General features: G+C 73.8%; 22 protein-coding genes. 12 read left to right on the forward strand and 10 right to left on the reverse strand.

From position 1 onward, the window contains the following. Positions 1–312: 312 nt before the first annotated feature. A complete protein-coding gene (locus O2W20_RS00005) occupies positions 313–942 on the reverse strand; it encodes an alpha-ketoglutarate-dependent dioxygenase AlkB (protein WP_269169701.1) in 630 nt (209 codons plus the stop codon). A gap of 101 nt (positions 943–1,043) precedes the next feature. Next, positions 1,044–3,284, reverse strand: coding sequence for a RecQ family ATP-dependent DNA helicase (locus tag O2W20_RS00010; protein ID WP_269169702.1), 2,241 nt, complete (start codon positions 3,282–3,284; stop codon positions 1,044–1,046). Between the two features lie 81 nt (positions 3,285–3,365). On the opposite strand from O2W20_RS00010, the gene O2W20_RS00015 reads away from it, so the two are divergent. From O2W20_RS00015 to O2W20_RS00030, 4 genes are all read left to right on the forward strand, one after another. Next, on the forward strand, positions 3,366–4,193 hold the full coding sequence (locus tag O2W20_RS00015) for a PHP domain-containing protein (RefSeq protein ID WP_269169703.1): 828 nt from the start codon (positions 3,366–3,368) through the stop codon (positions 4,191–4,193). Positions 4,194–4,265: 72 nt separating this feature from the next. Next, the gene (locus O2W20_RS00020; protein WP_269169704.1) at positions 4,266–4,514 is read left to right on the forward strand and encodes a hypothetical protein; all 249 of its coding nucleotides are present in this window, start codon (positions 4,266–4,268) and stop codon (positions 4,512–4,514) included. A gap of 50 nt (positions 4,515–4,564) precedes the next feature. Beyond that, the gene (locus O2W20_RS00025) at positions 4,565–5,533 is read left to right on the forward strand and encodes a carbamate kinase (protein WP_269169705.1); all 969 of its coding nucleotides are present in this window, start codon (positions 4,565–4,567) and stop codon (positions 5,531–5,533) included. Between the two features lie 11 nt (positions 5,534–5,544). Further along, positions 5,545–6,648 (forward strand): ring-opening amidohydrolase, encoded by a 1,104-nt coding sequence (locus tag O2W20_RS00030; protein WP_269169706.1) that lies wholly within the window; start codon positions 5,545–5,547, stop codon positions 6,646–6,648. Positions 6,649–6,708: 60 nt separating this feature from the next. On the opposite strand, the gene O2W20_RS00035 is transcribed toward O2W20_RS00030, so the two are convergent. After that, positions 6,709–7,131 (reverse strand): organic hydroperoxide resistance protein, encoded by a 423-nt coding sequence (locus O2W20_RS00035; RefSeq protein ID WP_269169707.1) that lies wholly within the window; start codon positions 7,129–7,131, stop codon positions 6,709–6,711. A gap of 182 nt (positions 7,132–7,313) precedes the next feature. On the opposite strand from O2W20_RS00035, the gene O2W20_RS00040 reads away from it, so the two are divergent. Beyond that, positions 7,314–8,405, forward strand: a complete 1,092-nt coding sequence (locus O2W20_RS00040) for a PP2C family protein-serine/threonine phosphatase (RefSeq protein ID WP_269169708.1) — start codon at positions 7,314–7,316, stop codon at positions 8,403–8,405. A gap of 18 nt (positions 8,406–8,423) precedes the next feature. Here the strand turns inward: O2W20_RS00040 and O2W20_RS00045 are convergent, their stop codons facing one another. The 4 genes from O2W20_RS00045 to O2W20_RS00060 all read right to left on the reverse strand — a co-directional run bounded on the left by O2W20_RS00045 (position 8,424) and on the right by O2W20_RS00060 (position 12,344). Then, positions 8,424–9,113, reverse strand: coding sequence for a lysophospholipid acyltransferase family protein (locus O2W20_RS00045; RefSeq protein WP_269169709.1), 690 nt, complete (start codon positions 9,111–9,113; stop codon positions 8,424–8,426). A 2-nt stretch (positions 9,114–9,115) separates the two neighbouring features. Continuing rightward, complete coding sequence (locus O2W20_RS00050) at positions 9,116–9,379, reverse strand: hypothetical protein (protein ID WP_269169710.1); 264 nt, start codon at positions 9,377–9,379, stop codon at positions 9,116–9,118. Between the two features lie 90 nt (positions 9,380–9,469). Continuing rightward, a complete protein-coding gene (locus O2W20_RS00055) occupies positions 9,470–10,882 on the reverse strand; it encodes a DUF1116 domain-containing protein (RefSeq protein WP_269169711.1) in 1,413 nt (470 codons plus the stop codon). Beyond that, complete coding sequence (locus tag O2W20_RS00060) at positions 10,875–12,344, reverse strand: FdrA family protein (protein WP_269169712.1); 1,470 nt, start codon at positions 12,342–12,344, stop codon at positions 10,875–10,877. The genes O2W20_RS00055 and O2W20_RS00060 overlap by 8 nt, the downstream gene beginning before the upstream one ends. 155 nt (positions 12,345–12,499) lie before the next feature. Between O2W20_RS00060 and O2W20_RS00065 the strand changes: the two genes are divergently transcribed. From O2W20_RS00065 to O2W20_RS00080, 4 genes are read left to right on the forward strand one after another with little or no spacing between them, the layout of a single operon-like run. Beyond that, a complete protein-coding gene (locus O2W20_RS00065) occupies positions 12,500–13,381 on the forward strand; it encodes an FAD binding domain-containing protein (protein WP_269169713.1) in 882 nt (293 codons plus the stop codon). Continuing rightward, the gene (locus tag O2W20_RS00070; RefSeq protein ID WP_269169714.1) at positions 13,378–13,899 is read left to right on the forward strand and encodes a (2Fe-2S)-binding protein; all 522 of its coding nucleotides are present in this window, start codon (positions 13,378–13,380) and stop codon (positions 13,897–13,899) included. The genes O2W20_RS00065 and O2W20_RS00070 overlap by 4 nt, the downstream gene beginning before the upstream one ends. A gap of 43 nt (positions 13,900–13,942) precedes the next feature. Further along, positions 13,943–16,360 carry an aerobic carbon-monoxide dehydrogenase large subunit gene (cutA, locus tag O2W20_RS00075; RefSeq protein WP_269169715.1) on the forward strand — a complete coding sequence of 806 codons (2,418 nt, stop codon included), beginning with the start codon at positions 13,943–13,945 and terminating at the stop codon, positions 16,358–16,360. Further along, positions 16,357–17,010 carry an SRPBCC family protein gene (locus tag O2W20_RS00080; protein ID WP_269169716.1) on the forward strand — a complete coding sequence of 218 codons (654 nt, stop codon included), beginning with the start codon at positions 16,357–16,359 and terminating at the stop codon, positions 17,008–17,010. The genes cutA and O2W20_RS00080 overlap by 4 nt, the downstream gene beginning before the upstream one ends. Here O2W20_RS00080 and pdxR read toward each other — a convergent pair. Continuing rightward, on the reverse strand, positions 16,986–18,413 hold the full coding sequence (gene pdxR / locus O2W20_RS00085) for a MocR-like pyridoxine biosynthesis transcription factor PdxR (RefSeq protein ID WP_269169717.1): 1,428 nt from the start codon (positions 18,411–18,413) through the stop codon (positions 16,986–16,988). The genes O2W20_RS00080 and pdxR overlap by 25 nt on opposite strands. 66 nt (positions 18,414–18,479) lie before the next feature. On the opposite strand from pdxR, the gene O2W20_RS00090 reads away from it, so the two are divergent. Together O2W20_RS00090 and O2W20_RS00095 are read left to right on the forward strand one after the other, a co-directional pair. Then, positions 18,480–19,373 (forward strand): DMT family transporter, encoded by an 894-nt coding sequence (locus O2W20_RS00090; RefSeq protein ID WP_269169718.1) that lies wholly within the window; start codon positions 18,480–18,482, stop codon positions 19,371–19,373. Between the two features lie 122 nt (positions 19,374–19,495). Continuing rightward, positions 19,496–20,074 (forward strand): hypothetical protein, encoded by a 579-nt coding sequence (locus O2W20_RS00095; protein ID WP_269169719.1) that lies wholly within the window; start codon positions 19,496–19,498, stop codon positions 20,072–20,074. Positions 20,075–20,099: 25 nt separating this feature from the next. On the opposite strand, the gene O2W20_RS00100 is transcribed toward O2W20_RS00095, so the two are convergent. Continuing rightward, positions 20,100–20,819: an SDR family NAD(P)-dependent oxidoreductase gene (locus tag O2W20_RS00100; protein WP_269169720.1), complete on the reverse strand. Its 720-nt coding sequence runs from the start codon at positions 20,817–20,819 to the stop codon at positions 20,100–20,102. Between the two features lie 90 nt (positions 20,820–20,909). Between O2W20_RS00100 and O2W20_RS00105 the strand changes: the two genes are divergently transcribed. Then, positions 20,910–21,524 (forward strand): TetR/AcrR family transcriptional regulator, encoded by a 615-nt coding sequence (locus O2W20_RS00105; protein ID WP_269169721.1) that lies wholly within the window; start codon positions 20,910–20,912, stop codon positions 21,522–21,524. Positions 21,525–21,531: 7 nt separating this feature from the next. Here the strand turns inward: O2W20_RS00105 and O2W20_RS00110 are convergent, their stop codons facing one another. Further along, positions 21,532–22,413, reverse strand: coding sequence for an alpha/beta fold hydrolase (locus O2W20_RS00110; RefSeq protein ID WP_269169722.1), 882 nt, complete (start codon positions 22,411–22,413; stop codon positions 21,532–21,534). Positions 22,414–22,485 lie beyond the last annotated feature (72 nt).

The following is a 22,485-nucleotide window of genomic DNA, read 5'->3' on the forward strand; positions in this document are numbered from 1 at the left end:
CCGAAGACACCGAAGGGGGATTTGTTACTTGGCACTGACTTTCGGCACGCTGTTGAGTTCTCAAGGAGCGGACGCGCACGTTCCCCGACCAATTTCTTGGCCGTTCTCCGTGGCGGTGATTTCCACTTTACACCAAGTTCCGCAGCGGGTGAACCTCGGGGGTTCTTCCGGCGGTTTCCCAGGCCTTGCGGCCCGGTCCGTTCTCGCTTGGTGCATGGAGAACGATACACGCCCTCAGAGGGGCTCTGCAGGGGGGTCCCCGGAGGGGTCCTGGAATGGCTCGGACGCGCTGCTGAGCAGGGAGAACGCTGCTCAGGCCACCCCGCGGGGGCGGAACTGGACGCTCACGCGGGGACCGACCGGCTTGGTGGTCTTCGGGATGCAGTGCTCCCAGGTGCGCTGACACGAACCGCCCATCACGACCAGGTCGCCGTGCCCGAGGGTGAAGCGCCGGCTCTCGCCGCCACCCACCGGCCGCAGCAGGAGTGGCCGGGGCGAGCCGAACGAGACGATGGCGACCAACGTGTCCTCGGTGCGGCTGCGCCCGATGCGGTCGCCGTGCCAGGCGACGCTGTCGCGCCCGTCGCGGTACAGGCACATGCCCGCCGTCACGAACGGCTCGCCCAGCTCCGCGCGGTAGTGCGCGTCGAGGGCCGCGCGGGCGTCGGTGAGCACGGCGTGCGGCAGCGCCTCACCCGCTCCGTACCAACGCAGCAACCGGGGGACGGCCACCTCGCGGTCGTACATCTGCCGGCGGTCCTCCCGCCAGCCGATGTCGCCCAACAGGACGTCGAGCACGGTGTCGGAGCCCTCGACCCAGCCGGGGAGGTGGTCCACCCAGGCACCCCGGGTCAGCGGGTGTCGTTCGACCCGCCCCAGGAGCGGGGTGAGCGCGGCCTCCTCGGCCACGTCCCAGATGGAGGGCTGGTGCGCGAGCGACATGCAGGGAGACTACCCCCGGTTTCGCACAGGTGTTCGAAAACCTGTGGACAACCTCGTCGACTCCCCGACCTCAGTGGAAGGCAGAGGTCGGGGTCGCTCCCTCAGGCGCTGAGGGCCAACACGAACGGCAGGACGGAGCCGGCCCCCGCAAGCCGCAGCTCACGGCCGGCGACGGTCATGGTCCAGCGCGAGTCGGCCAGGTCGTCGACGAGCAGGACCGGGGCGTCGCCGAGCTCGGCCAGCCGGGCGCGGAGCTCCGGCCCGACCACGATGCGCTGCCAGACCCCGGCCAGCCGGAAGGCGCTGTTGCCGCCCGGCCCGCCGGTGGGACCGCCGTGGGCCAGGTCGAGGGCTCCCAGGTAGGGCAGCCGCCCGAGCTGCGCCAGCCCCTGGGCCACGCCCGCGACCAGGGCGGGCCGCCTCCGGGACGGCATCGCCACCACGCCGGCGGGGCGCTGCGCCCAGTCCCAGGCGCCGAGCACCCGGGCACAGGCCTTGAGCAGTTCTGCGTCCGGTGGTGCGTCGTTGCGCAGGCCGGGGCGCATGACCCGGTGGCTCACCTCGTAGGCGGCGTCCGGGTCCTCCTCGATCGAGGGCGCCTCGAGGTCCTCAGCCAGCGTGGCCACGCCGCCGACCCCGTCGTCCCCCAGGAGGGTGCGCAGGCGCTGGCCCCAGCCCAGGTCGGTCAGCCGGGCCACGGCCCGACCGGTGGCGATCTGCTCACCCGGCACGATCTTGCCCTTGACCTCGACCCCGAGCCGGTCGGCGCCGGTGGGCCATTGGGCCCGCGGCGGGAGCTCCACGCCGGGCCGGTCCAGCCGGGCGGAGGCCGCCTCGGCTGCGCCTGCCGGCACGTCGGTGGGGTACCAGGGGCCGGCGCAGACGTCACAGCGCCCGCAGGGGCTGGCGGTCGGGTCGTCGAGGGCGGTCTGCAGGAAGGCCATCCGGCACTCGGCGGTGTCGACGGGCCGTGCGTAGGTGAGCATCGACCGCTGCTCGGCCTCCCGGGTCGCGGTGACCCGGGAGTACCGCTCGGCGTCGTAGACCCACGGGACGCCGGTGGAACGCCAGCCGCCCTGCACCCGCTCCACCGCGCCGTCGACCGCGAGCACCTTGAGCAGCAGCTCGAGCCGGGAGCGGCGCACGTCGGCCACCGTCTCCAGCCTCGCCACCGACCAGGCCTTGCCGTCGGCCATCGCGGTGAGGACCGCGGCGGCGTGGTCCTCCCGGGGCATGGAGGAGGTGGCGAACCACTGCCAGATCGCGATGTCCTCCGGACCCGGGAGCAGCAGCACGTCGGCGTTGGCGACGGCGCGGCCGGCGCGACCCACCTGCTGGTAGTAGCTCACCGGGGACGACGGCGCGCCCAGGTGGACGACGAACCCCAGGTCGGGCTTGTCGAAGCCCATTCCCAGCGCCGACGTGGCGACCAGGGCCTTCACCCGGTTCTCCCGCAGTGCCTCCTCGGCGTCCTTGCGGTCGGCGTCGTCCAGCCGCCCGGTGTAGGCGCGGACCTCGTGGCCGGCGTCGCGGAGCAGCGCCGCCGTCTCCTCGGCCGCGGCCACGGTGAGCGTGTAGACGATGCCGCTGCCCGGCAGGTCGCCGATGTGCGCCGCCAGCCAGGCCAGCCGTGCGCGGTCGGTGTCCAGCCGCAGCACGCCCAGCCGCAGGGAGTCCCGGGCCAGCGGGCCGCGGACCGTGGTCACCTCGACGCCGCCGGCGCCGAGCTGCTCGGCGACGTCGGCGACCACCCGCTCGTTGGCCGTGGCGGTCGTCGCCAGCACCGGAGTCCCGGCGGGGAGCTGACCGAGCAGGTCGCGGATGCGGCGGTAGTCGGGCCGGAAGTCGTGCCCCCAGTCGGAGACGCAGTGCGCCTCGTCGACCACGAGGAGCCCGCAGCGCTCGACCAGGCTGGGCAGCTGCTCGTCCCGGAAACGCGGGTTGGTCAGCCGCTCCGGGGAGACCAGCAGGACGTCGACGTCGTCGGCGGCGAGCCGGGCGTTGATGTCGTCCCACTCGGTCACGTTGGAGCTGGAGATCTCCACGGCCTTGATCCCGGCGCGGGCGGCTGCGGCCACCTGGTCGCGCATCAGCGCGAGCAACGGGCTGACCAACAGCGTGGGGCCGGCACCGCGGCGGCGCAGCAGGGCGGTGGAGACGAAGTAGACCGCGGACTTGCCCCAGCCGGTGCGCTGCACGACCAGGGCACGCTGGTGCCGCTCGACGAGCGCGGTGACGGCGGCGTCCTGACCCTCGCGGAAGACGGCGTCGGCGCGGCCGGTGAGCTCGCGCAGGACGCCGAGCGCCTCATCGGCCAGATCGGTCTCCACAGCGGTGCTCATGCCCCCGACCGTAGGCGGCGGCACCGACATCTCCGGACCTGGGCGTGCGGTGGCTGTGGACGACCGGTTGGATGGGTCTCGATGCTGCCGCCGGACAACCACGTGCACTCCGAGTTCTCCTGGGACACCGGCCCACGAGCGTCGTTGCTGCGCGCCTGCGAGCGCGCCGTGGAGATCGGCCTCCCGGCCATCGCCTTCACCGAACACCTGGACTTCACCGTCTGGGACGCCGCCGACCGGGCCACCGCGCAGGGGCTCACCGACCGGCACCCGGCCAACCAGCTGCCGATCGACGTCGACCTCTACGCCGAGACGATCTGGGAGGCCCGGCAGCGCTTCCCGACGCTGCGGGTGTGGTCCGGCGTCGAGGCCGGCGAGCCGCACCTGTTCGGGGCCAGCGTGGCTGCTCACCTGGGTGCCTCCCCGGTCGACCGGGTCCTCGGCTCCCTGCACTCGCTGCCGGTCGACGGCCGGCTGATGGGTGTCAACCGGCTGCTGCACGCCCCGGGCATCGATGTCATCGCCACGATGCGCCGGTACCTCACCGAGATGGTGGCGATGATCCAGAGCAGCGACGTCTTCCAGGTGCTGGCCCACTGCGACTACCCGCGGCGCTACTGGCCCGGCGGCCGGGAGCAGTACCCGCAGGCGGTGTTCGAGGAGGAGTACCGAGCGGTGTTCCGGGCGCTGGCGGCCGGCGGCCGGGCCCTCGAGGTGAACACCACCAGCCCGCTGTGGTCGGTGGAGCTGCTCCGCTGGTACCGCGAGGAGGGTGGTGACGCGGTCAGCTTCGGCAGCGACGGCCATCAGCCGCACCTGGTCGGTCAGCGGTTCGACCTGGCGGTCGACGTCGTCGAGCAGGCCGGCTTCCGGCCTGGGCGAGACCGCTTCGACTTCTGGCGCCGCTGACTCCGTCAGCTCGACGACGAAGTCCGGGAACGGTGGGTGTCGATCCGGTCGTGGACTGCCGATGAGGGGGGCGTGACCGCTCCGGCTGCCCTCGAGGCCCCGACCGACAGGGACGACGCCGTCCCCTTCGGCCCACAGACCGTCGTCCAGGAGGCGACTGCCGCCGGCCTGGCCGCCATCGCCCGGCTGCACGACGAGGCCCTGGCGGCGATCGCCGCGCTGGCCGAGACCTGGGACCAGCCGGCCGACCCGGTCCGGGTGCTCCACACCGCCGAGCGCCCGGCGGTCCTTCTCCGGCCCGGGAGCGCAGCCGCCGCCTGATCTGGCGGAAGTACTTCACCGCTAAGGCAGTTCCCCGCTAGGGTCACGCAATGGCCCTCCCCCGTCGTGTCGTCATCGCCCTGGGCGGCAACGCGATGACCGGCGCCGACGGCTCCGCCACGCCCCGCGCCCAGCGCGAGGCCATCGCCGCGGCCGCCCAGCACATCGCCGCCGTCGTCGCCACCGGCGCCGAGGTGGTGCTCACCCACGGCAACGGCCCCCAGGTCGGCAACCTGCTGGTCAAGAACGAGCTGGCGGCGCACGTGGTCCCACCGGTCCCGTTGGACTGGAACGTCGCCCAGACCCAGGCCACCATCGGGTTCACCCTCGCCGACGAGCTGGACGCCGCACTGGCCGCCCTCGGCTCGCCCCAGCGCACCGCGGCGCTGGTGACCCGCACCCTCGTCGACCCCGCCGACCCGGGGTTCGCGACGCCGTCCAAGCCGGTCGGCCGGCACCTGAGCCGGGACGAGGCCCAGCGCTTCATCGACCTCGGGCAGAACTGGGAGGACCGCGGTGAGCGCGGCTGGCGGCGGGTGGTCGCCTCGCCCGAGCCCCTGTCGGTGGTCGACGTCCCGGCCATCTCGGCGCTCAGCGGGGCCGGGTTCGTGGTCGTCTGCGCCGGCGGGGGCGGCGTGCCCGTGGTCCCGGGACCCGCGGGCGGCGATGCCCTGATCGGCATCGAGGCCGTCATCGACAAGGACCTCACCGCCGCACTGCTCGCCCGTGAGCTGCGCGCGGACACCCTGGTCATCGCCACCGACGTCCCGCATGTGATGGTCGACTTCGGCACTCCGGCGTCCCGTCCGCTGGCCCGGGTCACCGTCGCCGAGATGCGTGCCCACGCCGAGTCCGGCCAGTTCGCCCGCGGCAGCATGGGCCCCAAGGTCGAGGCCGCCCTCCGGTTCGTGACCGACTCCGGGGACGGCCGTCAGGGCGCTCGCGCCGTCATCACCGCACTGCCCCACATCTCCGACGCCGTCGCCCGTGACGACGTCGGCACCGTCGTCACCGCATAGAAGGAGAAGACATGCCCGCACCGATCGAGGTCCGCAAGGTCCCGCTGCACAACGTCAGCGACGCCTCCGAGCTCGCCAAGCTCATCGACGACGGCGTCATGGAGGCCGACCGGGTCATCGCCGTCATCGGCAAGACCGAGGGCAACGGCGGCGTGAACGACTACACCCGGATCATCGCCGACCGCGCGTTCCGCGAGGTGCTGATGGAGAAGGGCTCGCGGAGCAAGGAGGAGATCGGGGAGATTCCGATCGTGTGGTCCGGCGGCACGGACGGCGTCATCAGCCCGCACGCCACGATCTTCGCCACGCTGCCCGAGGACTCGGTGGAGAAGACCGACGAGCCGCGGCTGACCGTGGGGTTCGCGATGAGCGAGGTGCTGCTGCCCGAGGACATCGGCCGGCTCACCATGGTGGAGAAGGTCGCCGAGGGCGTGCGCCGGGCGATGGCCGAGGCGGGCATCACCGACCCGGCCGACGTCCACTACGTGCAGACGAAGACGCCGCTGCTGACCATCGAGACGATCCGCGAGGCCAAGTCCCGCGGGCAGGAGACCTACTACGACGAGCCGCACGGCTCGATGGACCTCTCCAACGGCACGACGGCGCTGGGCATCGCGCTGGCGCTCGGCGAGATCGAGATGCCGGAGCAGAAGCAGGTGATGCGCGACTTCGACCTGTTCAGCGCGGTCGCCTCCTGCTCCTCGGGCGTCGAGCTGGACCGGGCGCAGATCATCGTCGTCGGCAACGCCCGCGGGCACGGCGGCAACTACCGGATCGGCCACTCGGTGATGACCGACGCCCTCGACCAGGACGGCATCTGGAACGCCATCCGGGACGCCGGCCTCGACCTGCCCGAGCGGCCGCACACCTCCGACCTGGACGGCAACCTGGTCAACGTCTTCCTCAAGTGCGAGGCCGACCCGACCGGTTACGTGCGCGGCCGGCGCAACGCGATGCTCGACGACTCCGACGTCTTCTGGCACCGGCAGATCAAGGCCACCGTCGGCGGCGTCGCCGCGTCGGTGACCGGCGACCCGGCGGTGTTCGTGTCGGTGGCCGCGGTGCACCAGGGCCCCTCCGGCGGCGGCCCGGTCGCCGCCATCGTCAAGGCCTGAGCGACGGCGCCGGCCGGGTCAGGCCCCGGCCGGCGCCTTCAGCCGCGATCCCGTGCTCCGTCAGGCGACCGTGGTCTCCAGGGTGACCGGGACGTTGCCGCGGGTGGCGTTGGAGTAGGGGCAGACCTGGTGGGCGGCCTCGACCAGCTGCTCCGCGGTCGCCTGGTCGACGCCGCCGAGCTCGGCGTGCAGGGCGACCTCCAGCCCGAAGCCGCCGGCGTCGTTCGGCCCGATGCCGACCTCCGCGGTGACCCCGGCGTCATTGATCGGCGCCTTCTGCTTGCGGGCCACCATCTTCAGCGCGGACAGGAAGCACGCGGCGTAGCCGGCGGCGAACAGCTGCTCGGGGTTGGTGGCGCCGCCCTCGCCACCCATCTCCTTCGGCGTGGCCAGGTCCAGGTCGATCAGACCGTCGGAGGAGCGAGTGTGGCCGTTGCGGCCGTCACCGGTGGCGGTGGCGACAGCGGTGTAGACGCTGGGCATGAGCGGTCCTCCAGGTAGTTGGGTGCACCATCCACTGTGCACCCGGTGGACCGGTGGTGCGCCTGCCCCGTGGCCGATATCGCTCACACTCCTCGGGTGCGCGAGCCTGACCAGTCGGTTCGCTACCTTGGTCGCTGCGCCGGGCCCGCGGGGGGAGACCGGATGAACGAGGAGCTGCCGCGGTGACCAGGTCCCAACGCCTGCAGCGGGCACTGCCCGCAGGGGTGCTGGCCGTCGTGACCGTCACCGATGTCGTCAGCGGGCCCGATCAGGTGATCCTCGGCCTGATGGTCATGGCCCCCCTGCTGGCGGCGACGACGCTCAGCCGGCGGGGGACGGTCGGCTACGCCGTCCTGGCCCTCGTCCTCGCGGCGCTGCTGGGCGTCTACGACCAGCAGTACACCGCGAGCACGATGCTCCCCCAGGTCGTCCGGCTGCTCGCGGTGGCGGGCGGCGGCGTCCTGGCGGTGGGCGCCTGCAGTCTCCGGCTGCGCCGCGAGGCCCAGCTGGCCCGGCTGAGCGCGCAGGCGGCGACCACCGAGGCCGCGTTGCGGACGGCCGAGGCGCTGCAGCTCAACCTGCTCGGCCCGCCGCCGCGGGTGGCGGGCCTGGAGTCGGCCGTGCGCTACCTGCCGGCCAGCCGGCACACCCAGGTGGGGGGCGACTGGTACGACGCCTTCTCCCTCCCCGACGGGAGCACCATGCTGGTCATCGGGGACGTCGCCGGGCACGACGCCCCGGCGGCCGCCACCATGGCCCAGGTCCGGGCGATGCTGCAGGCGATCGCCCAGCGCTCCCCGGGGTCCCCGGCCGCGGTGCTGAGTGCGCTGGACGAGGTGCTCGCCGGGTTGGGGCTGCAGACCCTGGTCACCGTGACCGCCGCCCGGATCGACGCGCGGGCGCAGGACGCGGTGTACGGGACACGGCTGCTCCGGTGGTCCAACGCCGGCCATCCACCACTGCTGCTGGCACGGGCCGACGGCGGGGTCGTGCTGCTCGACCGCACGCCGGAGAGCCTGCTCGGCATCGCCCCCGGCGCCCCACGCACCGACCACACGGTGCGGCTGTGCCCCGGCGACACGCTGCTCTTCTACACCGACGGGCTCATCGAGCGACGCGGTGCACCGCTCGACGACGGGTTGGCCTGGCTGGTCGGCGAGCTGAGCCGAACCGGGCGGGAGCCCCTCGACCGGCTCTGCGACGACCTGCTGGGCCAGCTCGGTGGGCGGGTCGACGACGACGTGGCGCTGCTCGCCGTCCGCGTCCCCGGCTGAGCACGGGGCGCCGGCGGGTCAGGCCGCGCGGCCGCGACCCTCGGCCTTGACCTCGGCGGCGTAGCGGTCGACGTACTCGGCGCCGGACAACCGCTGCAGCTCGGCCATGACCCGGTCGGTGACCTCGCGCAGCGCCGCCCCGTCGTCGGCCGGCCCCGGGTGGCCGGAGAAGTCCAGCGGTTCGCCGATCCGGACCGCCACCCGTCCGGGCCGGGGCAGCCGGGCACCCGGGGGCATGAGCGCCCGGCTGCCGATCACGGCGATGGGCACGACCGGGGCCCCGGTGGACAGCGCCAGCCGGGCCACCCCCGTCTTGCCGCGGTGGAGCCGGCCGTCCGGCGACCGGGTGCCCTCCGGGTAGATGCCCAGCACCCCGCCGCCGGCGAGCACCTCCCGGCCGCGCCGCAGGGCGGCCTCGGCGGCGGTGGCCCCGCCGCGGTCCAGCGGGACCATGCCGATGCTCTCCAGCAGCAGGCGCATCGCCCGCCCGAGCAGCCCGGGGCGGGTGAAGTACTCGCTCTTGGCCAGGTAGGTCACCCGGCGGTGGCTGAGCACCGGGGGGAAGAACTGGTCCAGCGTGGAGGGGTGGTTGCCGGCGAGGATGACCGGCCCGGTGGCCGGGAGGTGGTCGGCCCCCTCGACCTGCGGCCGGAACAGGCCCAGGACCACCGGCCGCACGAGCGCGCGGACGACGGGATAGGCGTCCACGCTCACCGCTCGTCCGGTGCCCGGCCGGCGTGGTCGACCAACTGCGCGGCGCTGTCCTGCCCGTGCACCCGGGCGCAGGAGGCGCAGCAGAAGAAGACGCCGTCGGCCTCGACCCCGTGGCCCACGACCCTCACACCGCAGTGCTCGCAGACCGGGGCCAGGGCGTGGATCGCGCACTCGAAGCTGTCGAAGGTGTGCACCGCCCCGGCGGCGTGCACCTCGAAGCTGAGCCGGTAGTCGTTCCCGCAGACCTCGCAGCTGGCCATGGCCCCACCCTCCGTCGTCGCGGCCGGTACCGACCGCCGTCGGCGACTACCCGCTGACCCGGGGAGGTGAACGAGCACCGTCCAGGCCCGTCAGGCCGCCCGGGACTCCTGGGCCAGTGCCGCCAGGGCCTGCTCGAAGCAGGCCTGGGGAGGCTGCACCAGCCCGGCGCCGACCTGGCCCGTGCCGGCGACCCGTCCGGCCATGCCGGTGTTGATCTGCGGCAGCCAGCCGGTGCGGGCGACCTGGAGGACGTCGATGCCGGTCGGGGAACCGCGGAAGCCCATGATCGGGATCTGCATCGCCGGGTTCTCGGCCAGCGTCAGCTGGTACATCCGCTCGGTGGTCGCCAGCGCGTCGGGGACGGTGCCGCCGACGAACCGGACGATCGCCGGGGCCGCGGCCATGGAGAACCCGCCGACGCCGTAGGCCTCCATGATCGCGGAGTCGCCGATGTCGGGGTTGGCGTCCTCGGGGCCGTAGTCGCCGAGGTAGAGCCCGACCGGGGTGTTGGCCGGTGCGGTGAACCAGCGGTCACCCGTGCCGGCGGTCTGGATGCCGAACTCGGTGCCGTTGCGGGACAGCACGGTGACCATCGACGACCCGGGGACGTCGCGGGCGGCGTCCATCGCGAGCTTCGCCGTCGGCATGCCGAGGTTCAGGTAGAAGTGCTCGTTGCCGCCGATGAAGCGCAGCACGTCGGCGATGTCCTGGGCCGGCGCGTCGACGCCGACGATGGACGGCGACAGTTCGCGCAGCGCCATCAGCGAACCGGCGCGGTTGCGGTTGTGCCCCTCGTCGCCCATCTGCAGCATCTGGGCGAGGATCGCCTTGACGTCCAGCGGCTCCGGCCGGCTGCGGACGGCGCGCTGGAGCACCGGGCCGAGCACGTCGCGCATCCAGGCCAGCCGGGTGAGCACCTCGTCGTTGTAGGCGCCCATCCGCAGCACCTTGCCCAGGCCCTCGTTGAGGTTGCACCAGGCCTGCCCGCCGTTGGCCGGGTCCTCCAGGCACCACATCCACATCGACGGGCTGGTCACCCCGGCCATCGGGCCGACCGTGCGGTGGTGGTGGCAGGGGTCCAGGGCGATCTCCCCGGCGGCCAGGATCCGCTCGGCGTCGGCGACGTCGGTGGCCCAGCCCTCGAAGACACAAGCGCCGATGAGCGCGCCGCGCATGGGGCCGGAGGCGGTCTCCCAGGTGAGCGGCGGGCCGGAGTGCAGCAGCATCCGGTCGGGCAGGTCGAGCACCTCGCGGGCCGGCCGGACGTCGACCAGCAGCGAGCCTGCGGCGAGCACCCGCTCGACGGCGACCCGGTTGGCGGCCGCCCGGCGCGGGTCCAGCGCGAGCTGGGTGAGGTCGTCGGGGCTGCCGAAGCCCGGCGGGCGCCAGTCGACGTCGGTGACGCTCGCTCCCTGCTGCCGGAGGGCGGTGGAGAAGACCTCGACGCCGGCGGCGACGATGGACGGCGGGGCGGACAGCAGTCCGCCGAGGGGCTCACTCATGGCCGTCTCCGATCAGGCTGAGGGCGTAGCGGGTGGCGGCGGCGTTGGAGGCGAAGACCGCGGCGCCGGCCTCGGCGAGGGCGTCGGCCTGCCGCGACCAGCACTGGGGGTCCGCCTCGGTCCCGACCAGCGCCACCACGGTGGGCAGGCCGGCCGACCGCAGGGCGGGCACCAGGGTGGCGGCCGGGTCGGGGTCGGCCCCGTGGCCGAGGACGACGTCGAGCAGTAGGACGGCGGCCTCCCCGCCGGCGGCGAGGCCGGCGATCGCCTCCAGCCGCAGGGTCGGGTCGATCATCGGGTGCGCCCGGCCGACGGTGAGCGCGTCGTCACCGAAGTCGACGACCACGTGGCCGCGGGCGGCCAGGTCGGTGCCGAGGTCGAGCTCGGGGCGCAGCGGGGTGTTGGAACGGATGTCCCCGAGCGACGGCGCGGCGATCAGCATCGTCTCGTCAGCGAGGGTGCCGCCGGAGTAGAAGCCCTTGAGGACGGCGCCGTCCGGCACCGCGTCCGCGGTCCCGGGGCGGGAGGGCCACTCGGGGACGGCGATGCCCAGGTCACCGAGCAGCGCCTCGACCGCGGCGGTGAGGTCGGGCTGCTCCGGGCTGAGCGCAGCGGAGCGGACCGGGACCGACAGCCCCTTGGCCACCTCGGCGACCCGGGCGGCGACCGCGGGCGCCGGGGGCTTGGAGACCAGCAGCACCCGCTCGGTGGCCGGGTCGGCGTCCAGCGCCGCCAGCGCATCGAGGGTGGCCAGCCCGCCGACGGCCTCGGAGAGGTCGCGGCCGCCGACGCCGAGCACGTGCGAGACGCCGACGCCGGCCGCGTCGAGCAGGCAGCTGACCTGCTGGGCGCCGGTGCCCGACGCCGCGACCAGGCCGACCGGGCCACGGCGGACGACGTTGGCGAAGCCGAGGGCGAGGCCGGAGACGATCGCCGTCCCGCAGTCGGGGCCCATGACCAGCACCCCGGCGTCGTGGGCGGCCCGCTTGAGCGCGACCTCGTGCTCGACCGGCACCCCGTCGCTGAAGATCAGCACCGACCGGCCGGCGGCGATGGCGTCGGCGGCCTCGGCGACCGCGTACGGCCCGGGCACGCTGATGATCGCCAGCGTCGGGTCGGGGGCGCCGTCCAGGCCGGCGCCGATCGTGCGGGCCGGGATGGTCTGCGCCTCGCCCCGGTCGGCGCGGGCGGTGAGCGCGGCGTCGACGGCGGCGACCGCGGCGGCCAGTTCGGCGTCGTCCGTGGCGGTCAGCGCGATGAGCAGCTGGTCGGGCTTGGCCTCGCCGTCGGGCGCCAGGCCCATGCCGGCGGCGAGTTCGAGGTTCAGCGGCGTGGCCATCGCGACGACGACGGTGTGCACGCCGGAGCGGTCACCGATCTCGCGGCTGACCTGCATGAGCCGGACGGAGTCGGCGTAGACGCCGCTGCGGAGGGAGACGTGCCGGGATGGACTGTCGCTCACCTGGCGGGACGCTACCGGAGAAACTGTCTCAGCGGTGAGGTAGTTCTGTGGCCGAGATCGAGCAGAAGTTTTAGCGCTGAGGTACTTCCGTCCCGCGGGACCGCGGTGACAGAGTGACGCCTTCCACATCCACGCCTGGAGGTGACCCGCAGCCGGTGAAGCCCGCTCCGTTCGGCTATGCCGACCCGACCTCGGTCGACGAGGCGCTCGACGTCCTGACCGCGGAGGGCGAGGGTGCGAAGGTGCTCGCCGGCGGCCAGTCACTGCTCCCCCTGCTCTCGATGCGCCTGGCTGCGCCCACCACCTTGGTGGACATCAACCGGGTGCCCGGGCTCGATCAGATCTCCGCCGGCCGGGATGGCGTGCGCGTGGGGGCGCTGGTCCGGCACGCCGAGCTGCTGGCCTCGGCCGAGGCGGCCGGCGTCCAGCCGCTGCTCGGCCGGGCGACGGCGAACGTCGCGCACCCGGCCATCCGCAACCGCGGGACGACGGTGGGCTCGATCGCGCACGCCGACCCCTCGGGTGAGATGACCGCGGTGCTGGCGCTGACGGACGGCTCCGTCACGGTCGCGACGCCCGGCGGCCGCGAGACGATCGGCTGGGGCGACTTCTTCCTCGGGCCGCTGGAGACCTCGGTGCACGGGCCGGCCGTCGTCCTGGACGCCTTCTTCCCGGCACTGCCGGAGCGGTCGGGCACGGCGTTCGCCGAGATCGCGCGGCGCAAGGGCGACTACGCGGTCTGCGGGGCAGGCGTCGTCGTCACGCTGGACGCCGACCGGCGGGTCAGCTCGGCCCGGGCCGCCTACCTGTCGGTGGGTCTGGTGCCTGCGGTGCACGACCTGACCGACGCCGTCGTCGGCCAGCCGGTCGACTCCGCGGACTGGACGGCGGCCGGCGAGCTGGCCCGTGGGCTGGTCGACCCGGACGGCGACCTGCACGCCAGCGCCGACTACCGGCGACTGCTGGTCGCCACCCTCACCGCCCGAACGCTGGCCGACGCCGGCGCCGAGGCCCTGGCTCGGATGGAGACCGCATGACCGAGGTGCAGACCGAGCGGGCGATCTCCGTCGTCGTCAACGGTGTTCCACGTGAAGCCACGGTGCCGGTGCGCTGGCTGCTGTCGGATGCGTTGCGGCACGGGTTCGGGCTGACCGGCACCCACGTGGGCTGCGAGCACGGCGTCTGCGGAGCGTGCACGGTGCTCGTCGACGGGCAGCCGACCCGCTCCTGCCTGGTGCTCGCCGTCCAGGTCGACGGCCGCCAGGTGACCACCGTGGAGGGCCTGTCCCGGTCGGACCACCAAGGCGGGCAGGTGCTGCACCCGATCCAGGAGGCGTTCCGGGAGTGCCACGCGCTGCAGTGCGGGTTCTGCACGCCGGGCTTCCTGACCACGATCGCGGCCGGCCTGGACGCCCGGGACCCGTCGGTGGAGATCACCGAGGAGGAGGTCGACGAGATGGTCGGCGGCAATCTGTGCCGCTGCACCGGCTACGCCAACATCAAGAAGGCCTGCCGGCATGCCGCAGCGACCATGCGCGACGAGGCCGCCCGATGACCACCGCGATGGCCATTTCGGTGGTCGGGGGGAGGACGGTCCGGTGACGACCAAGTTCTTCGGGGAGCCGGTGCGCCGGCGCGAGGACGCCCGACTGATCGTCGGCCAGGGCCGCTACCTCGACGACATCGGCTCCGGCGCCTACGAGGCGGCGTTCGTCCGCAGCCCGTACGCGCACGCCCGGGTGCTGGACATCGACGTCAGCGCCGCGATGGGGGTGGAGGGCCTGCTGGCGATCTACACCTACGAGGACCTCACCGGCCCGCTGGCCGAGCCGCTGCCGGTGCTCATCCCGCACCCGCAGCTCACCTCCCCGCGCACCGGGTACCCGCTGGTGAAGGCAGTCGCCCAGCACGTGGGCGAGCCGATCGTGATGGTCGTGGCCACCGACCGGTACATCGCCGAGGACGCCGCCGGGCTGATCGAGGTCAGCTACGAGGAGCTGCCGGTCGTGGTGGGCGTCGACGCGGCCGAGGCCGCCGAGCGCACCGTGCACGACGACGTCCCGGACAACGTCGCCGCCCGGCACCACCAGGAGACCGGCGACGTCGAGGCGGCGCTGGCCGCCAGCGCGCACACCCTGTCCTTCACCCAGTATTTCGAGCGCAGCGCCTCCATGCCGATGGAGGGCAAGGGCGTGCACGCCCGCTGGGACGACGCCGACTCCTCGCTGCGGGTCTACTCCTCCACCCAGGCCTCGACCTCGGTGCGCGCGGCGATCGCGGCCAAGCTCGAGCTGTCGATGGAGAAGGTCGAGGTCATCGCCCCCGACGTCGGCGGCGGCTTCGGCGTGAAGATCGTGCACCCGTGGCCGGAGGAGCTGCTCGTGCCGATGGCCGCGCGGCTGCTGGGCCATGAGGTGAAGTGGACCGAGGACCGGCGCGAGCACTTCATCTCCAGCGCGCACGAGCGCCAGCAGCGGCAGGAGATCACCGTCGGGTACGACGACGACGGGCGGATCACGGCCCTCGACGTCCTCGTCTGGCACGACAACGGCGCGTACACGCCCTACGGGATCATCGTGCCGATCAACACGGCCACCCAGCTGTGCGGCCCGTACGACATCCCCGTCTACCGGGCCCGGGTGAACAGCGTCTACACGAACACGGTCATCGTCACGCCGTACCGCGGGGCCGGCCGGCCGCAGGGCACGTTCGCGATGGAACGCACGATGGACCGGATCGCCCAGGAACGCGGCATCGACCGCGCGCTGGTGCGGGAACGGAACCTGATCCAGCCCGACCAGTTCCCCTACGACTGGGGCCTGACGTTCCAGGACGGCCGGCCGCTGATCTACGACTCCGGTGACTACCCGGCGATGATGGCCAAGCTGAAGGTGCTGGTCGACTGGGACGGGTTCGCCGAGCGGCGGGCCGCGGCCGAGGCGCGCGGGAAGCTGCTGGGCATCGGGATGGCGCCCTACGTCGAGGGCACCGGGCCGGGGCCGTACGAGGGCGCGCACGTCCAGGTGCTGGGCAGCGGCAAGGTGCTGGTCTCGACCGGGCTGACCTCGCAGGGCCAGGGGCACGAGACGGTGTTCGCCCAGCTGGCGGCCTCGGAGCTCGGTGTCCCGCTGGAGGACGTCGAGGTCACCACCGGCGACACCCGGCGCTTCGGGTACGCGGTCGGCACGTTCGCCTCCCGGGCCGCGGTGGTGAGCGGCAACGCCGTCGCGCTGGCGGCGCGCGGGGTGAAGGAGAAGGCGCTGCGGATCGCCGCCGAGGTGCTGGAGGCCGACCCGGCCGACCTGGAGATCGACGAGGGCCTGGTCCAGGTGAAGGGGACGCCGGGCGCATCGATCCCGCTGCGCACGGTCGCCGTCCTGTCCAACCCGCTGCGGTACGCCTTCGACGAGGCGGCGCGGCAGGCGACCCAGTTCGCCGGGCCGGGCGACGACTCCAAGCCGCCGGTGGCGGTCGGGGACGCGCCGGGGCTGGAGCACACCGACTACTACTCCCCGCTGCGCTCGACCTTCGCCTCCGGCGCGCACGCCGTGGTCGTGGAGATCGACCCGGCGACCTGGGAGATCGCGATCGAGCAGTACGCGGTGGTGCACGACTGCGGCACGATCATCAACCCGATGATCGTCGAGGGTCAGGTGCACGGCGGCGTCGCGCAGGGCGTGGGTGGGGCGCTGTACGAGCGGATGGCCTACGACCGCGACGGTCAGCTGACCAACGCCTCGTTCATGGACTTCCTGATGCCGTACGCCTCGGAGGTGCCCGACGTCGACATCGACCACCAGTCGACGCCGTCGCCGCTGAACGCGCTGGGCATCAAGGGCGCCGGCGAGGCCGGCGTCATTCCCGGCTCGGCGGCGATCGCCTCGGCGATCGAGGACGCGGTGGGACGGCGGATCGCGGCGATGCCGATCTCCCCCACCGAGCTGTACGACCTGGTGCGCTCGGACGCCGAGCGCGTGACCAACTCTTCCCCCCACGACTCTGGAGCGATGGCGTGAACCTCGACGGCAGTGCGGTCCTCTCGGCGGCACCGGAGCAGGTCTGGGCGGTGATCACCGACCCGGCGGTGCTGGCGCGGACGATCCCGGGCTGCGAGTCGCTCAAGCAGGTCGGCGAGGACAGCTACACGATGGTCGTCTCGGCGGGCGTGGGCGCGATCCGCGGCAAGTACGCGGGCGAGGTACGACTGTCGGACCTGACCTTCCCGTCCTCCTACGTCATGCACGCATCCGGCTCCGGTGGGCCGGGTTCCGTGCGGGCCACCGTGCAGATCAAGCTCGTTCCCTCCGGTGACGGCACGGAGCTGACGTACTCGGCGGACGCCGTGGTCGGTGGCGCGGTCGCGGGTGTGGGGCAGCGGATGATCACCGGCGTGGCGAAGAAGATGGCCGGGCAGTTCTTCGCCGCGATCGACAAGGAGCTGGTGGAGCCGAACGTGGTGGCCGAGGTCATCCCGATCGCCGCGGACGTTCCCGCGGGAACGCCTGCCGACGCCGCTCCGGCTCCGGTCAGCTACGCCACGGCCCCGGCTGCTGCGGGGGGCTGGGTACCGGCCGAGGCGAAGCCCCTGTTGGTCGGCGCCGCCGGCGGTGGCCTGCTCACCCTGCTCGGGGTCTGGATCGGCTACCTCCTCGGCCGCCGCGGCTGAGCGTCGGCCAGCCGCTCGATCGCGGTGCGGAGGCGGTCGGGGGCGTTGGCGGCGTAGCCGAGGACGAGGCCGGGGTCGCCGGGGGTCATGCGGTGCCAGGACAGCGGGTGGACGACGACCCCGGCGTCCCGGGCGGAAGCAGCCAGCTCGACGTCGTCGGCGTCCGAGCCGGGGAGCGTGATGAGCACGTGCAGCCCGGCCGCCACCCCGGAGACGACCGCCCCCGGCAGATGCTGGGCCAGCGCGGTCACCAGGGCGTCCCGCCGCGCCCGCTGCCGCCCGCGCACCAGCCGCAGGTGCCGGTCGTGCTGCCCTGACCGCAGCAGCTCCGCCAGCACCAGCTGCGGCAGCGCCGGGCTGCCCAGGTCACTGGCGTGCTTGGCCGCCACCAGGTCGGCGTCCAGGGACGACGGCGCGACCAGCCAGCCCAGCCGCATCCCCGGCGCCAGCGTCTTCGAGGTGCTGCCGGTGTGCGCCACGTGCTCCGGCGCCGACGGCTGCAACGCCGGCACCGGCGCCCGGTCGTACCGGTGCTCGGCGTCGTAGTCGTCCTCGATCACCAGGCCGCCGCCGTCCCGTGCCCAGCCGAGCAGCTCGCGGCGCCGCGCCGGGGACAGCACCACCCCGGTCGGGAACTGGTGCGCCGGCGTGACCATCACCGCCGGCACGTCGGGCATCCCCGCGAGGACCAGCCCGTCGGCGTCCACCGGCACCCCGACCGGCCGCAGCCCCCAGTGGGCGAACTCCTCCCGAGCGCCCCGCGACCCCGGGTCCTCCACGCCGATCGTGTCCGCGCCCCGCGACCGCAACGTCTGAGCCAGCAGCGCCAGCGCCTGGGCCACCCCGGACACCACCAGCAGCTGCTCCGGCGCGACACGCAACCCGCGGGTGCGCCCGAGCCAGCCGGCGAGCTCCGACCGCAGCCGGGCGCTCCCCCGCGGGTCGCCGTAGCCCAGGTCCGCTGCCGACGCCTCCCGCAGCACCGCCCGCTCTGCCCGCAGCCAGGCCGCCCGCGGGAACGCCGCCAGGTCGGGCACGCCCGGTGACAGGTCGATCTCGCCCTCGGCCGCCGGCCGGTTCGTCGGCAATGGCAGCCGCACCGGCCCGGCCGGCGTCGCGACCGCAGGGCGCCTGGGTGAAGCGACCGACCGCGGCAGGACGACGGTCCCCGACCCGGTGCGGGCCGCCACCAGTCCTTCGTCCACCAGCCGCTGGTACACCTCGACCACCACCCCGCGGGCGATGCCCAGGTCACCGGCGAGCGTCCGGGTGGCCGGCAGCCGGTCCCCCGCCGCCAGCCGGCCGTCCAGCACCGCGGCCCGCACGGCCGCGGTCAGCCAGTCGGTGAGCCCGCGCGCCGGCGCAGCCGCCGGGTCGAGCTGGAGGAAGTCGGCTCCGCGCATTGGTCCACTCCCGGTGACGGCGATTGGCCCTCCACGGTGGACCGTGGCGTCAGCAGCATGGCAGCCATGACGACCAGCGTGGCAGCGCCCCAGCAGCAGTCGGCCACGTCCGCCGTCCTCACCGGGACGACGGCGATGGGCTTCGTCGGCGGCAGCGTGGCGGTCTCCGCCGTCCTCTCCGACGCGCCGCTGTTCACCGCCCAGTCGCTCCGGTACGCCGCCGCCTGCCTGGTCCTGCTCGGCTTCGCCCGGCTGGCCGGGCGGTCGGTGCACCGGCCACGCGGCGCGGAGTGGGCGTGGTTGCTGGGCGTCGTCGGCGCCGGGATGGTGCTGTCCAACGTCGCGCTGGTGCGCGGGTCCGAGCACGCCGAACCGGCCGTGCTGGGGGTGGCCGTCGCCAGCGTGCCGATCGCGCTCGCCCTGGCCGGGCCGCTGATGGCCGGACGCCGACCGGAGGCCCGGGTGCTGCTGGCGGCCGCGGTCGTCACCGTCGGCGCCGGCCTGGTGCAGGGGGTGGGCCACAGCGATGCCGCCGGGCTGGCCTGGGCGGTCGTCGTCCTGGCCTGCGAGGCCGGGTTCACGCTGCTCGCCGTGCCGCTGCTGACCCGGCACGGCGCGTGGGGCGTCTCGGTGCACACCACCTGGGTCGCGGCCGTGGTCTTCGGCGTCCTCGGGCTGGCCGCTGAGGGGCCGGCGGCGGTCGCGCAGCTGACCGGCGGTGAGCTCGCCGCGGTCGGCTACCTGGCCGTCGGGACGACCGCGGTCGCCTTCGTCCTCTGGTACTCCGCCGTCGGCCGGCTGGGCACCGCGCGGGCCGGCCTGCTCACCGGCGTCGCCCCGGTTGCCGCCGCCGGGGCCGGCGTCGCGATGGGCGGGACCGTGCCCGGGCCCCTGGTGTGGCTGGGCATCGCGGTGGTCGGCGCCGGGCTGACGGTGGGCCTCACCTCCCGGGCACGCTGACCGCGCGGCGTGAGGGGCAGCTCGACAGGCGAGGCCCATGGAGACCACAGGGTGCGCACAGCTGCTCGGCCGACGCTGACGGCATCGGTCGGATGGCCTGACCGGAGTCGGAGGAGACCATCGTGCGCACGAAGCTGATCACCCTCACCACCGCCGGGCTGCTCGCCGTGGGTGGCGCCGCCGTCGCCGTCCCTGCCCTGGCCGACACGGACTCCACCGACCCCGCCGCCGCGGGCTCCTCACGGGTCGACCGGATCACCGAGGCGCTGGCCGGGCTGGTCTCGGAGGGCTCCCTCACCCAGGAGCAGGTCGACGAGGTGGCCGCCACCCTCGGCGCAGCCGACGTCGGTGGTGGGCACGGCGGATGGCACGGCGGCCCCGGCGGCGGTCATGGCCTGGAGACGGCGGCGACGGCCCTGGGCATGGCGGAGGAGGACCTGCGCACGGCCCTTGAGGCCGACGGCGCCACGCTCGCCTCGGTGGCCGAGGAACGGGGCGTGGACGTGGAGACCCTGGTCGACGCCCTGGTCGGGGCCGCGCAGGAGCGCGTCACCGAGGCCGTCACCGACGGCGACCTGACCCAGGAACAGGCGGACGAGCGCCTGGCCGACGTGGAGGCGTGGATCACCGAGCGGGTGGACAGCAGCTGGGGCGACCGGTGGCAACGTTGGACCGACAGCGAGGACGACGCCACGGACTGATCCCGCTGGCGGCGGTGCTCGACGGTCAGAGCTTCGCGACCATCCGCCCGAGGGTCCGGGGCGCGATGCGCAGCATCGTCGGCATCAGCTTCGTCTGGCCCGGCAGCGCCATCGGCCGCCGCTGCCGGAGTGCGCGCAGCGTCACCGCGGCGACCTCGTCAGGCGACAGCTTCGGCCCAGTGTGGGCGGCGTTCATCGCTGTGTCGGTGGTCGGCGGGAGCACCTCCAGCACGTGGGTGCCCTGAGGGGTGAGCTGGCGACGTAGCCCGTCGGCGAAGCCGTGCAGTCCGGCCTTGACGGCGCCGTAGGTGGGGGCGCGGGTGGGCGAGACCAGGGCGAAGCCGGACGTGACGAACACGATCGCGTCCAGGGACGGCCAGCGCCGCAGCACCTCGCCGGTCAGGTGGATCGGTGCTGTGAGGTTCAGGGCGATCTCCGGATCGAGCGCCGCCGTGGCGTCGTCGTCCGCGGCGAAGTCCCGCTCGACGAACGTGCCGGCGTTGTTGACCAGCACGTCCAGCCGGCCGAACCGTTCGGCGACCGCGTCCAGCATGGCGGCTCTTGCCTCCGGCACGGTCACGTCGGCCTGGACGGCCAGCGCCTCCGGGTGGGCCCGGCTGAAGCTGTCGAGCGCCGCCCGCGTTCGGCCGCACACGGCCACGGACGCTCCGTCGCCCAGGAAGGCCTCGGCCAGCCCCAGCCCGATGCCCGACGTCCCGCCGGTGATGAGCACGACCTTCTGCACAGCTGCCTCCAGAGACTTCGGTATCGACCGGTACCAAATGAGACCGTAGCACTTCTGAACCGCTCGGTACCGAAGACGTAGGCTGGAGGGGTGGAGGACGAGCGGACGGCACCGATCGGCAGACCGCGCGGGTTCGACGTCGACGAGGCCCTCGACCGGGCGGTGCGGGTCTTCTGGGCGCAGGGCTACGAGGGCGCCAGCCTCGACGACCTGACCCGCGCGATGGGCATCAACCGCACGAGCATGTACCGGGCCTTCGGCAACAAGGAGCAGCTGTTCCGCAAGGCGCTGACCCGGTACGCCGAGGGCCCGGCGTCCTACGTCGCCCGAGCACTCGGGGAACCGACCGCCCACGAGGTGGCCACCACGTTCCTCGGCGGCGCGGTCGAGGCCAGCACCCTCCCGGACTGCCCTGCCGGGTGCCTGAGCGTCCAGGGGTCCCTGGCGGCCGGCGAGTCCGGCCGCCCGGCCCGGGACACGCTCACCGCCTGGCGGGAGGAGGGCACCACCCACCTGCGGGCCCGCTTCCGGCGGGCCGTCGAGGACGGCGACCTGCCGGCCGGCGTCGATCCCGGGCTGCTCGCCCGGTACCTGATGACCGTGGCCAACGGGATCGCCGTCCAGGCCGCAGGCGGCACCAGCCGTGCCGAGCTCCAGCTGGTGGCCGGCGTGGCCCTGCAGAACTGGCCCCCCACCGGCCCCTGACCGGAGATCACGGCGCCGCAGCTCCGGCGAGCCGTCGGCCGAGGAAGTCCCGGATCAGCTCGGCGACCTGGTCACCGGCACTCTCGAGCAGGAAGTGCCCGCCGTCCAGCAGGTGGACCTCGGCGTCGACAGCGTCGTGAGCGAAGCTGCGCGCACCCTCCGGGCCGAAGATCTCGTCGTTCTCACCCCAGACGGCGAGCACCGGCACGCGACTGTCGCGCAGGTACTGGTGCAGCGCCGGGTACAGCGGTGGGTTCGTGCTGTAGTCGCTGAACAGCGCCAGCTGGGCGAGGTCGTTGCCGGGGCGCGAGACCAGCGCATGGTCGTGGTGCCAGGTGTCCGGGCTGACCACGGTCTCGTCCGCGACCCCGTGCAGGTACTGCCAGCGGATCGCGTCGAGGCTCAGCGCGCCCCGGATCGCCGCCTCGGTGTCGACGTTCGGGTTCTGCGCGTAGTCCCAGACCGGCGCCCAGAAGTCCTCGACGAAGCCGGCGTCGTAGCCATTGCCGTTCTGCGTGACGATCGCGGTGATCGCCTCCGGGTCGCGCAGCGCCAGCCGCCAGCCGACCGGGGCGCCGTAGTCCTGGACGTAGGCCGCGTACCGCGTCACGCCCAGCTCGCGCAGCAGGCCGGCCGTCAGGTCGGTCAGTGCGTCGAAGGTGTAGTCGAAATCCGACACCGGCGGCGCGTCGGACAGCCCGAAGCCGAGCATGTCCGGGGCGAGCACCCGGTACCGGTCGGCCAGCTGCGGGATCAGCTCGCGGAACATGAACGAGCTGGTCGGGTACCCGTGCAGCAGGACCACGACAGGGGCGTCGGCCGGTCCGGCCTCCCGGTAGAACAGCTGCCGGCCGTCGACGGTGGCGAAGCGGTGGTGGACGTGTGCCATGGTGACTAACCCTTCTAAGTTCGATTGGTGGTTACAGACGCTGGCACGGCAGCGTGTAACCTGTCAAACAAA

The organism is Modestobacter sp. VKM Ac-2982, assembly GCF_026967935.1.
Classification (GTDB): Bacteria; Actinomycetota; Actinomycetes; order Mycobacteriales; family Geodermatophilaceae; genus Modestobacter.